The 11,803-nt window shown below is 42.1% G+C and carries 13 protein-coding genes and 1 tRNA gene; 5 read left to right on the top strand and 9 right to left on the bottom strand.

Going from position 1 to position 11,803, the window contains the following annotated elements:
• Positions 1 to 10: 10 nt before the first annotated feature.
• The 4 genes from FG28_RS07610 to rseP form a co-directional block, all read right to left on the bottom strand.
• Complete coding sequence (locus tag FG28_RS07610) at positions 11 to 280, bottom strand: hypothetical protein (protein WP_036381520.1); 270 nt, start codon at positions 278 to 280, stop codon at positions 11 to 13.
• A 2-nt stretch (positions 281 to 282) separates the two neighbouring features.
• On the bottom strand, positions 283 to 552 hold the full coding sequence (locus FG28_RS07605; protein WP_036381517.1) for a helix-turn-helix domain-containing protein: 270 nt from the start codon (positions 550 to 552) through the stop codon (positions 283 to 285).
• Positions 553 to 733: 181 nt separating this feature from the next.
• Positions 734 to 807 (bottom strand) — tRNA-Asn (locus FG28_RS07600).
• 68 nt (positions 808 to 875) lie between these two features.
• Positions 876 to 2,231, bottom strand: coding sequence for an RIP metalloprotease RseP (gene rseP, locus FG28_RS07595; RefSeq protein ID WP_036381515.1), 1,356 nt, complete (start codon positions 2,229 to 2,231; stop codon positions 876 to 878).
• Between the two features lie 150 nt (positions 2,232 to 2,381).
• Here rseP and FG28_RS07590 point away from each other — a divergent pair, with 150 nt between their 5' ends.
• From FG28_RS07590 to feoB, 3 genes are all read left to right on the top strand, one after another.
• Entirely contained in the window at positions 2,382 to 3,056 is a 675-nt protein-coding gene (locus FG28_RS07590; protein ID WP_036381512.1) for an SCO family protein, read from the top strand.
• An 86-nt stretch (positions 3,057 to 3,142) separates the two neighbouring features.
• A complete protein-coding gene (locus FG28_RS07585; RefSeq protein WP_036381510.1) occupies positions 3,143 to 3,385 on the top strand; it encodes a FeoA domain-containing protein in 243 nt (80 codons plus the stop codon).
• A complete protein-coding gene (gene feoB / locus FG28_RS07580; RefSeq protein WP_036381507.1) occupies positions 3,382 to 5,604 on the top strand; it encodes a ferrous iron transport protein B in 2,223 nt (740 codons plus the stop codon). The genes FG28_RS07585 and feoB overlap by 4 nt, the downstream gene beginning before the upstream one ends.
• Positions 5,605 to 5,789: 185 nt before the next feature.
• Here feoB and FG28_RS07575 read toward each other — a convergent pair whose 3' ends face one another.
• From FG28_RS07575 to FG28_RS07560, 4 genes are read right to left on the bottom strand one after another with little or no spacing between them, the layout of a single operon-like run.
• Entirely contained in the window at positions 5,790 to 6,182 is a 393-nt protein-coding gene (locus FG28_RS07575; protein WP_036381504.1) for a DUF423 domain-containing protein, read from the bottom strand.
• A 15-nt stretch (positions 6,183 to 6,197) separates the two neighbouring features.
• On the bottom strand, positions 6,198 to 6,605 hold the full coding sequence (locus FG28_RS07570) for a DUF2141 domain-containing protein (protein ID WP_036381501.1): 408 nt from the start codon (positions 6,603 to 6,605) through the stop codon (positions 6,198 to 6,200).
• 22 nt (positions 6,606 to 6,627) lie between these two features.
• Positions 6,628 to 7,062 (bottom strand): hypothetical protein, encoded by a 435-nt coding sequence (locus FG28_RS07565; RefSeq protein WP_036381498.1) that lies wholly within the window; start codon positions 7,060 to 7,062, stop codon positions 6,628 to 6,630.
• Positions 7,055 to 9,094, bottom strand: a complete 2,040-nt coding sequence (locus tag FG28_RS07560; protein ID WP_036381495.1) for a S9 family peptidase — start codon at positions 9,092 to 9,094, stop codon at positions 7,055 to 7,057. Before FG28_RS07560 ends, FG28_RS07565 begins: the two co-directional genes overlap by 8 nt.
• 94 nt (positions 9,095 to 9,188) lie before the next feature.
• Here FG28_RS07560 and FG28_RS07555 point away from each other — a divergent pair, with 94 nt between their 5' ends.
• Positions 9,189 to 9,947 carry an SDR family NAD(P)-dependent oxidoreductase gene (locus FG28_RS07555; protein WP_036381492.1) on the top strand — a complete coding sequence of 253 codons (759 nt, stop codon included), beginning with the start codon at positions 9,189 to 9,191 and terminating at the stop codon, positions 9,945 to 9,947.
• Between the two features lie 3 nt (positions 9,948 to 9,950).
• Positions 9,951 to 10,424 carry a hypothetical protein gene (locus FG28_RS07550; RefSeq protein WP_036381489.1) on the top strand — a complete coding sequence of 158 codons (474 nt, stop codon included), beginning with the start codon at positions 9,951 to 9,953 and terminating at the stop codon, positions 10,422 to 10,424.
• Between the two features lie 9 nt (positions 10,425 to 10,433).
• Here the strand turns inward: FG28_RS07550 and FG28_RS07545 are convergent, their stop codons facing one another.
• Positions 10,434 to 11,675: a hypothetical protein gene (locus FG28_RS07545; RefSeq protein WP_036381487.1), complete on the bottom strand. Its 1,242-nt coding sequence runs from the start codon at positions 11,673 to 11,675 to the stop codon at positions 10,434 to 10,436.
• Positions 11,676 to 11,803: the final 128 nt, after the last annotated feature.

The following is an 11,803-nucleotide window of genomic DNA, read 5'->3' as shown; positions in this document are numbered from 1 at the left end:
CACTATACATTTAAAGACTTAAATCTTCCCCTCGGGATTTGTCTCTTCCCTTTTTGGAAACATCCGTTTGATTCTTGTCGGTTGAATTTTCCTGTTGTTTGCCCTTGGAAAGTTTTGCTTCGTCGATATATTGTTGCATCCCCAAATGCATGGGGTTTGAGGACATGGTCTTTTCTTGGTTCTGGAATATGTGGGATTTCAGGTCCAGTTCCTTGGCCAAGCGGTATCCCAGATTAAAGGCCTGTTTGAACTTTGTGTCGATCTTGATGTCTTTTTCCATGTCTAAAAGGTTTCTCTGGCATGTTTCTCGATATATTCGGTTATGGAGTCCCTGTCGTAAAGTATAATCTTCTTTTGGGGTTGGGAGAACCTAATCTTCCCCTCATCCCTCAATTTTTGAAGGGTAGTGGTGGATTTTATCTTTAGGATGGACATGGCCTCCTCCCCGTCGATCCATTTCTCCGTCTTGTCCTGCCTATTGGATTCAATGTGTTCGATCACCTTTTCGAACAGGGCATAAAAAGCTTCCTCTTGGACACAGATTACTTGCATGACAGCTAATTGGTAGGAATGATTTTACACCAATATTAAGGCTTTTTGGTTTTCTTGACAATTTAAAGTTTGGAAACTGGAATACTTTTCTCAAAATTAAATCAGCCAAAAAAGCACGCCGAAAGCACGCCGTCAAAAAGAAAAAGCGGTTATGAAATTTCATAACCGCTTGATTTTGAAGCTCCCCCTCTTGGGCTCGAACCAAGGACCCTCTGATTAACAGTCAGATGCTCTAACCAACTGAGCTAAGGAGGAATTTTTATCCTAAGCGGGTGCAAATATATGTGTTTCTTTAAAACACTACAAGCAAAAAATTCGCTTTTCTATTTAAAAAGCCATTTATACAAATCGTTGCCATTGGCAAACAACAACAACGCAATCAATAAAAAGAACCCGATCATCTGGGCATACTCCAAAAACTTATCGCTTGGTTTGCGTCCGGTGATCATTTCGTAGAGCAAGAACATCACATGTCCTCCATCCAAAGCAGGGATGGGCAAAATGTTCATAAAGGCCAAAATAATGGAGATCAACGCAGTTGTGGACCAAAAAGCGGCCCAATTCCAAGTACCGGGAAACATACTTCCAATCGCGGCAAAACCACCAACGCCTTTATAGGCTCCCGTCTGCGGATTAAAAATCTTTTTAAGCTGCTTCACGTAGCTAGACAAGGTGGTCACTCCCTTATTTATCCCTGCGGGAATGGCCTCCATAAAGGAATATTTTTGGGTCTTGATTTCAAAAAAACCATCCTCTTGAAGGTCTTGCATGGTATACCCCCCTACTTCCAAGCCCAATTTTCCTTCATCATTCACTTTGGCCATTACATTGGCTCGGGATCCATCTTCACGCTTTACGACCACATCAACGTCATTACCCTTATTTGCTTCCAAAAGGTCCATCACTTGATCCCTATAGATGGCCTCTGTGCCGTTTATGGAGAGAAACTCATCCTTGCGTTGAAATCCTGCTGTTTTGTTGTGGGAGCTTTTGGGAATTTTGTTTACCACAAAAGGTACCCTAAAGCTCAAAAATCGAATCTTATCCTCATCTTCCAGCAAGGTGGCAATGAAATCAATTGGGATTTCCTTTTCAATTTGTTGGCCATCACGTTCAATAGTAATGTTGTTTCCATTGATGAGTTCCACAAAAACATTGTCGAAAGATTCAATTTCATTGCCATCAACGGCCAGTATCTTATCTCCTGTCTGTATGCCCAGCTCATCACCAATTTCCTTTTCGGTCACCCAAACACCATCACGCAAACTGTCCATGGGAATGTACTGATCACCATAGGCATAGGCCATCCCGATATAAATGATAACGGCCAGAACAAAATTTACGGTTACCCCTCCCAACATAATGATCAGTCGTTGCCAGGCCGGTTTGCTCCGGAATTCCCAAGGCTTGGGCTCTTCTTTCATCTGTTCGGTATCCATGCTCTCATCGATCATCCCGGAAATCTTTACATAACCTCCCAGAGGCAACCATCCAATTCCATATACGGTCTCCCCTATTTTCTTTTTGAAAAGGGAAAATTTTACATCAAAGAACAAATAGAATTTTTCAACCCTTGTCTTAAAGATCTTTGCTGGAATAAAATGCCCCAGCTCGTGCAGAACAATGAGCAAGGATAGGCTTAAAAAGAATTGTATAGTCTGTATCAATATGGGACTCATCAGCAGTCATTTGTTAAAACGCACAAAAGTAAACTTTTACAAAGTCATAAAAAAACCACAAAACCTAGGCTTCTGCGTTTTAAGAAAGTTTTGGCAACAAAACTTCGTTTTTCGCTTGATGGATCTTCCCGGTGACCGTAATTTTGTAGTGTGAAAACGTTTTTTGCCAAATACAAGCTTTTTGGAATTGTCTTACTGTGTTTATCAGCTGTAATCATCTATTTGTTCTACAATGCCCTGCAACCCAAAAAGATGCTTCCAGTGTACCAGCCTTCCATGGTAGACCCCACTTTGGTGGACAGTACGCTGCACTATAAAAAGAAATATCACCGTATTGCGGATTTCAAATTCACCAACCAAAACGGGAAAACCATCACGCAGGACGATTATAAGGACAAAATTTATGTGGCCGATTTCTTCTTTACCACTTGCCCCACCATATGTCCTATTATGACCAAAAACATGGCAAAGGTACAAGATGCCATTTTAGACGACGATGAAGTCCTTTTGCTCTCCCATTCAGTTACCCCAGTAATAGATTCCGTGCCTCAATTAAAAAAATATGCATTGGAAAAAGGGGTCATCGACAGCAAATGGAACTTGGTGACGGGTGATAAAAAACAGATTTATGAAATGGCAAGAAAGTCGTATCTGGCCGTTAAAACCGATGGAGACGGTGGTCCATACGACATGATCCATACCGAGAATTTCATTTTGGTGGACAAAGAACGAAGGATCAGGGGGTTTTACGATGGCACCGATCCCGAAGAAATCAATAAATTGTTGGAAGACCTCAAAATCCTTAAGGACAGTTATACGGAATAGACCAAACCTTTCTTACCTTTTAAGGATTCTGTTTTGTCTTTTTTACTTATTTTTGCCCTTAATTAAATTCAATCTAAATAAGTTTAGTGGCAACGGTAGCGGATTTGGTATACGGACAAAAGGGAATCATAAAGGATTTTTCGGAACACGTTCTTCCCATAAAACTGTTGGAACTGGGTTGTTTGCCCGGCAACAGCGTTGAACTGGTTCAAATTGCCCCACTAAAAGATCCCATTTACATCAATTTAAGCGGAAGTCACATTGCCATTAGACGATCTTTGGCGCAACTTATTGAGCTGGACATTGTTGAAGACACCTCTAGCCTATGAGTAAAAACATAAACGTTGCCCTGGTCGGTAATCCCAATACAGGAAAAACCTCAGTTTTCAATCAATTGACCGGCCTAAAACAAAAGGTGGGCAATTACCCCGGTATTACTGTTGAAAAAAAGGAAGGTATCTGCAAATTGCCCAGAGGGGTTAAGGCCCATATTCTTGATCTTCCTGGCACGTACAGTCTCAATACCACCTCATTGGACGAAAGTGTCGTAGTAGAATTGCTCCTGAACAAAAATGATAAGGATTATCCTGATGTTGCCGTGGTCATCAGTGATGTGGAAAACCTAAAAAGGAACCTCCTCCTTTTTACGCAGATCAAAGACCTTCGCATACCCACCATTTTGGTCATCAATATGTCCGATCGTATGTCGCGCAAGGGCATCTCCATAGATATTGAGGCCATGCAGCAAAAACTCGATACCAAAATTGCATTGGTCAGTACCCGAAAAGAAGTCGGCATAAATCGTATCAAAGAACTCATAGCTGACTACAAAAATCTGTCCACCGCCCCCAACGTAAATACGTCAAGAATCGCTCCTGAGTATTTTGACCGATTACAAAAAACCTTTCCAAAGGAAGATCTCTACAAATTATGGTTGGTCATCACCCAAGATGTTAACTTTATGCCCATAGAGAAAAAACAGATTGAGGATGCCACTTCCTTTTTCACCAAATCCAAAGAAGAACTTAAAAAACTACAGCATAAAGAAACGGTGTTGCGCTATCAGTTCATCAACAACACCTTAAAGGAAACCTACAAGGTTGACATAATGGCCGCCAAAGGCCTACGTGCATCCATAGACAAGATTCTTACCCATAAAATATTTGGATATGTGATTTTCTTCGCTATCCTACTGCTTATTTTTCAGGCCATTTTTGAGTGGAGTTCCTATCCCATGGATTTTATTGATGAACAGTTTGCCAATGCCAGTGAATGGATCAAGGGCACATTGCCGCCTGGGGTTTTCACTGATCTTTTGGCCGAAGGAATCCTTGCCGGTATCGGAGGCATTGTGATCTTTATCCCTCAAATTGCCTTTTTGTTCCTGTTCATCTCGCTGTTGGAAGAATCCGGATACATGAGCCGGGTGGTATTTTTAATGGATAGATTGATGCGTCCCTTTGGATTGAGTGGAAAAAGTGTTGTCCCCTTAATATCTGGAAATGCATGTGCTATACCTGCTATAATGGCCACCAGAACCATAGAAAATTGGAAGGAAAGGCTCATCACCATTTTGGTGACACCTTTTACAACATGCTCGGCACGGTTGCCCGTTTATTTGATCTTGATTGCCCTTGTTATCCCGGAAGGCTCTTTATTAGGGTTGAGTTATCAAGCATTGACCTTGATGCTTTTGTATCTCATTGGATTTGGAATGGCACTTTTTTCGGCTATGGTCCTCAATAAGATATTGAAGATTAAAAGTCGGTCTCTTTTTATGGTGGAAATGCCCACCTACCGATTGCCACTCATCAAGAATGTGGCTTATACTGTTCTGGAAAAGACCAAAAGTTTTGTGTTCGGAGCGGGTAAGATCATTTTGGCGATTTCCATTGTACTTTGGTTTTTGGGCTCCAACGGATATTCTGATGATTTCAGGAATGCAGAGCGCATTGTTACAGAACGGATTGAGGAGCAAGGCTTGACCACCTACAGTAAAAATTATATTCAGAACCACGTCAATTCTTATGTACAAGACGCGGAATCAGAAAACAGGGATATAAACTCCAGACAAGTACAAGATTCCATTCAGGCCATTACTAGCGATTTAACGGAAAGGGCAATGGCCCAAGAGATTGCCAGTTATAAATTGGAACATTCCTATATTGGACAGGCCGGAAAAGCATTTGAGCCCTTGGTAAGACCCTTGGGTTACGACTGGAAAATTGGCATTGCCGTCCTCACCTCTTTTGCAGCCCGAGAAGTCTTTGTGGGAACTTTGGCCACTATCTACAGCGTAGGCAGCGATGAGGAGGAGACCATAAAAAATAGAATGGCCGCAGAATTGGATGCCTCTGGAAGACCATTGTTCAATCTCGCCTCTGGAATCTCTTTGATGCTGTTTTATGCCTTTGCCATGCAATGTATGAGCACCTTGGCCATAGTAAAACGGGAGACCAATTCTTGGAAATGGCCCATGTTACAACTGGCATTTATGAGTGTTTTTGCGTACCTTGTAGCTTTAGCTGCTTATCAAATCCTTAGCTAATGGAAACGACACAGCACATACTGGTCTATATCACTTTAGCCGTAGCCATAGGTTATCTGGTTTGGAAGTTTGTCTTACCCAAATCCTTGATTTTCGGTAAAAGGAAAGATTCCAAATCCTGTGGACAGGATAACTGTGGGTGTGGTTGATACTTGTTCGTTTCCCTTCCTTAAAAAATTCTTTGATCAGAGCAATGAACCAATAAACGAATAGAACAACAAGGCCCATCCAACAACCAAGAGTAGTCCTCCAATTGGAGTAATGGGTCCCAAGAACTTAAGTTTTTCCCCTTTGGCTGCACTTAAGCACAAAGCGTAAATGCTAAAGGAAAACAAAAGTGTCCCAAAAATAAAGCAATGGGCAATGGCCGAATCCAAAGGTTGGTCAAAACCGAGGTTAAAGCCCAGAACCAACAATACAATGGCATGGTACATTTGATATTTGACCCCTGTCTCAAAACTATGGAGCAGTTCAGGGGTCAACTTCTTTTTTAAGGCATGTGCACCAAAAGCACCAAAAATAACGGCCAACAAACCGTAAATGGCTCCCATAAGCTGTGTTAAAAATATAGTTCCCATAATTTTTGGTTTTGGTTAAAGATTAATACTGATCTCATAATCCGAGGTTACCCGAAAGGCACACTCTTTATATCTGGGCGGGCCAAAAGTTTTCATCTTCGCCCGGGAAAAAGCTACTTTTTCCTTTGGAATGCCCAGCCAATTGGTATCCAATTTGCCATTTCCGTTTTCGTCATGGAATACGGCCAAAGCATATTCCCCAATTGGTATATCCACTATTTGCATGGTGACTATACCTTCATGGGCCGGGGCTGTTCCTGTTTTCAGGACTCCATCAAAAGACAAAAAAGTTTCATCCGAATCGTAAACGGCCACTTTTACATGTCCACTTGCAGAATCTACATTCTTGACATGTACTAAAATTGTATTCTGTGCGAAAAGGGACAAGGGCAACAACAAAATCCCGAAAAAACTCATTTTCATGGCTAGGAAGTTTTACTAAAAACTACTTTGACGTTTCGAGGTTGTCTTGCATTTTGGATTGCAAAATAGCATATATTTTTTGGGTCTCCAGACTATCCTGCATATTAAAATATATTTTAAGTGTATCGTGGTGCACCAGTTTTATCTTTTGTTGTCGTAAATCGTCTACAAAAACATAGATCTTGGTGTGGTGAATGGAATCCTTGAACACGCCTTTTTCCTTGGCCAACCAAGAAAATCCGGAAGAGCGTTCCATTTCTGGCAGTTTCTCCACAAACAGGATACTGTCCATATCTTTTATGGGGATACTTTGTCGATAGATCCCAGAGAAAATCTTGAATTCTCCCTCTTCAACTTTATACCAGTTTTTGTAGTGGGCAACAAAGGCCAGCAAGCAGACAATCAGCGTGAGCACAATGAGCACATTCCACAGCCAATGTCTTTTCTTCTTATTCATTTTCTTTATCGGTTCTAAACTTATCGAACCAAGCAATGGTATGGGCCACTTTGGTCATTAGGTTGCTTGGTTTGTTGGCGATACCATGGCCCGCGCCGGGAATCTCAACCAAAACAGTTTCAATTTTCCGAAGCTTTAGGGCATGATATAACTGTTTGGCCTCACTGGGAGGTGTCCGCAAATCGTTCATGCCCACCATCACCATGGTTGGGGTCTGTACATTACCAACGAGGGAAATGGGTGAAAATTTCCAATACCCTTCAAAATTTTCCCAAGGTTGCCCTGGATATCGGTTTTCGGCATAGTAAAAATAATTGTCCGCCGTCAAGGTTTTACTGATCCAGTTCATAACAGGTTTGGCTACTACGGCGGCCTCAAAACGGTTGTTCTTTCCAATAATCCAAGCCGACATAATTCCACCAGCACTACCTCCGGTCACAAAAAGTTGGTCTTCATGGGCAATCCCTTTTTGGATGCAAAAATCCACCCCATCCATTACGTCGTTATAATCCTCTCCCGGGTAATTGTTGTACAGCAAGTTGGCAAACTCCTCACCGTAACTGGTACTCCCCCTTGGATTTGGATAGAAGACAATATATCCCGCCGATGCATACAACTGCATTTCAATGGAAAATCGGTCACCATAATTGGCTATGGGGCCTCCATGGTTTTCTACCATAAAGGGATATTTTTTGTTCGGATCATAATTGGGCGGATAGACGACCCATCCCTGAATATCGCGTCCATCCACAGAAGATTTGTACCAAATCTCCTCTACTTTGCCTAAATCCCTGTAATTGAGCAGTGCATTGTTCAGACTGGTGATTCTGTTTGGATTCTTGGATTTTGATTTTAGGATGGCCAAATCTGCCGGATATTCAGGTCGCGTTTGGGTATAGGCAATACTGCCATCGCTTGAAACACTGTATGAACCTCCAGAATATGGCCTGCCCAAAGTAGTGCCTCCCACATTATCTACGAGTTTTGCGGCTTTTCCATCTAGGGAAATCAGTCCAACCTTCCCATTTCCTTTATCATCATAATACACATACACGCCATCGCTTTTAGAGTTCCATTGAATGTCTGAAACTGATCTATCCAACCCTTGAGAAATGACATGTTGATTGCTTCCATCCACATTCATGATATGTAATTGACGTGTTTGAAAGGTTTGTACCTTATCTTCAAAACTTACATAAGCAATATATTTCCCATCTGGTGAAACCTGCGGTTCCTGATTGGGACCATTGCGGTCCGTCAAGGCTTCAATGTTTCCCGATTCCACTTCCACGGAATAAATCTCACTGTTTCTGAAACGGTATTCCCAATCCTCCACCCTATTGGCCGAAAAATAGATTTTTGAGCCATCCTTGGCCCATGACAAAGTGCCTCGGTGATGCCAATCTCCCGAAGTAACCTGACGTGGAGCTCCGCCATTTGCCGGAACCACAAAAATATGGTTGAATCCGGGGGTAATATATCCACGCCCATCTGCTTCATGATACAAACGATCGGTAATTCGTGGTGCTTCTTCCCATTTTGCGCCTTTGGGTTTTGCTGGAATTTTGGCAATAACAGGTGGGGCTTGTGGCACATTCATCGAGAAAGCCAATTGCTTTCCGTCTGTTGACCACGTCAAGGAACTTGGACTGAACGGCAGTTGTGTCAGTCTGGCCACCTTGCCGGTGCCCACCCAATACATATAAATTTCAGAGCCTTCATCCGTACTACTGGTAAAGGCAATGCGGTCTCCGCTTGGAGACCATCTTGGATTGTTTTCATTTACTTCCCTGCTGGTAAGTTTTTGGTTTTGACTGCCATCAGTTTTGATCAACCAAAGGTTGCCTGCAGAGCCATCTTTCATGATATCAAAACCCATTCTTTGATACACCACCCAATCGCCATTGGGAGAAATCTGAGGGTCCGAAACATATTGAAGATCAAAAATATCTAGATAGGAAAATTCCTTTTTTTGTGCTAAAGTGAACTGAAATATTGTTCCAAGGAGTAGTAAAAGAAATTGTTTGCGCATTGTTCTGGTTTTTTGAAGATTTTAAAAGTAATGCAATTCCATTTAGGATTCAAGACGATACTTTCCTATTATCTTTGAAAATCAATTTTGGATTATGGATTTTACCAATAAAAATGTTTTGATCACAGGAGCTTCCCGTGGCATTGGAAAGGCGGCCGCCATTGCTTTTGCACAAAAAGGGGCCAAAGTGGGCCTTAATTACAGAAGCAATGATGAAGCTGCCGAACTCACTTTAAAAGAATTGTCTGGAGAAGGACATCAACTTTTTAAACGGGACATTTCCCATAAAGAAGAAACCCAAGCCTTGATTAACGACTTTGTTAAAGCCTATGACCATCTGGATGTATTGGTAAACAATGCAGGGATTTCCATTTTTCACGAGATTGATTCGGTGGATTTTGACCATTGGACCGAGGCATGGGAAAAGACCTTTGAGACCAACCTATTTGCAGCGGCCAACCTTTGTTACTGGACGGCCAAAACCATGATGAAAACAGGGGGTGGACATATTGTAAATGTTTCCTCTCGGGGTGCTTTCCGAGGTGAACCCACCAAACCTGCGTATGGAGCCAGCAAAGCTGCCCTCAATTCCATGAGTCAGTCTTTGGCCAAAAAATTGGCGCCGCACAATATCTATGTGGGAGTCGTGGCCCCTGGATTTACCGAAACGGAAATGGCAGCCAAAACCCTTACCCCTGAAGAACGTGAAAACCTGCTTCGTGAATCTCCTTTTAAGCGAATGGCCCAACCTGAGGAAGTGGCACACGCCATTTTATTTTTAGCATCGGATGGAGCGGCCTACTCTTCTGGGACCATCATTGATGTGAATGGCGCATCATACCTAAGAAGTTAGAATATGAAAGCTGCCACAGTTGCCCAGTTAAAAAAAGAACTCCAATTCAAGTCGCAAGAAGAAGTGATGCAGCTCTGTCTGCGCTTGGCGCGATTCAAAAAAGAAAACAAGGAACTCCTCACCTATTTGCTTTTTGAATCCGATAGCGAGGAAGGCTATATTGAAACCGTAAAGGAAGAGATTGATGAAATGTTCGGGGACATCAACATTAACAGTTACTTCTACATTAAAAAGAGTGTTCGGAAAATCCTTCGAACGATTAAAAAGTACATTCGCTATTCGGGCAATAAGGCCACTGAGGTGGAACTGTTGCTCTACTTCTGTGAAAAACTGAAGTCGTTTCGGCCATCCATACAACGAAATACTACGCTCAAAAATTTATACCACCGGCAGTTGGGTTTTATTGAAAAGAAAATACCAGCGCTGCATGCAGACCTTCAGCATGATTATTCGATAATTTTGGAGGAATTACGTTGAAGTAAACTGTTACAAAGTGTCCGCACTTGAAGTATAAAATACACTTGCTGAGCTTTTCAACTCTACATTTTGTATGGCCCCAGAACCTTCAAAATGGAGCGTGATTCCTTTTATTTTGAAAGGAGTTTCAGGAACCGCCATTTGGTGCACCCCTTTTCCATTGATCAAAACTTCCAGGGTATCTTCTTTTGAAACCAATTCAAGATCAACAAAGTTGGCAAAGTCCACCCCAAAATCAGAAAAATCGTTCTTTTTGCCGCTTATGGTCTCGTCAAAAGCCAATACATTCAAATTGGAAGAGCATCCTTTTTTAGCCAACGGAATTCCAATGGCACCACCATCATACAATACATAAAGCTGAACCTCTTGACAACCGTTCAAGCCTTGTTCTAAGGTGTTTTTGACTTCCATGGAGAGTTCAAAATCATCCGTATAGATTTCACCAAAATCCTTGACAAGGTACAAGCTGAAACCAACACTGGTGGTTTTTAAGTCAATGCCATATTGAGCCAAAACCTCTGGGGTTATGGAAAGTTGTTGACCCTGATGGATTTCCTCTTTCTTGAGATAAATTGGAAGTGAATCCCGTTCGATCAACCCCAACCAATCCTTGGTTTGTATAAAAACATCATTCTCTTTTACAATGGTCCCATCCACCACCAATTTTGATTTAAAAAATCCTGGGCGATAATATATGCTGGTCGCTACACTGTCCAGTCTATTGATGGCCACCCGTTTGGTTTTATCCCAACTTTGTTGGATTTCAATTTTTGCAAGGTCATCGGCTGCGGAGGCATCGTACTCAAAGACCACGGAATTGGGAATTTCGTCACTGACAGGCCTGCTTTTAAACTTAAATTCTGATGCATCAACGTTTTTTCGGGTGGTCACGGCTCCAAAAATCGTAGCCAAGACCGCAATTCCCATTAACACTAAAATAAGGGTAGGTAGTTGAAAGGTTTTTATCTTACCCCCCACGGAAGTTAAAGTTGCTTTGGAAGGGGAATTGCCTACAAACTCGCGCCAATTTTTATACCCAATGTATTCCGAAAGAATATCCAAAGTCGCTGAGCTTGGGTTGGCCACTAGCTCTGCCCTGCCCCAGATTCTTTTTAAGGTGGTAACGCTCAATCGCTTCTTGGTGCCATCAAAAATAAGATCGTTCAATTCCTCAAAATCCTTATTGCTCCAATCCGAGCCACTGCCCCAGCCCAAGCGCTCTTCAATTTGCGCTACTAAACTATCAATCATATGGCGTTTCGATTTTTCCATAAATCTAAAAAGCATGTACTGGGCAACCTACTCTGAACAGGATTAATCCAGATTGAACAACTAACCGTGGGGATTTGGATAGTAGCACCATTTACTTTTACCCGAAA

The organism is Muricauda sp. MAR_2010_75 (genome assembly GCF_000745185.1).
Taxonomy (GTDB): domain Bacteria; phylum Bacteroidota; class Bacteroidia; order Flavobacteriales; family Flavobacteriaceae; genus Flagellimonas.
This window is presented reverse-complemented; position numbering and strand designations above follow the sequence as displayed.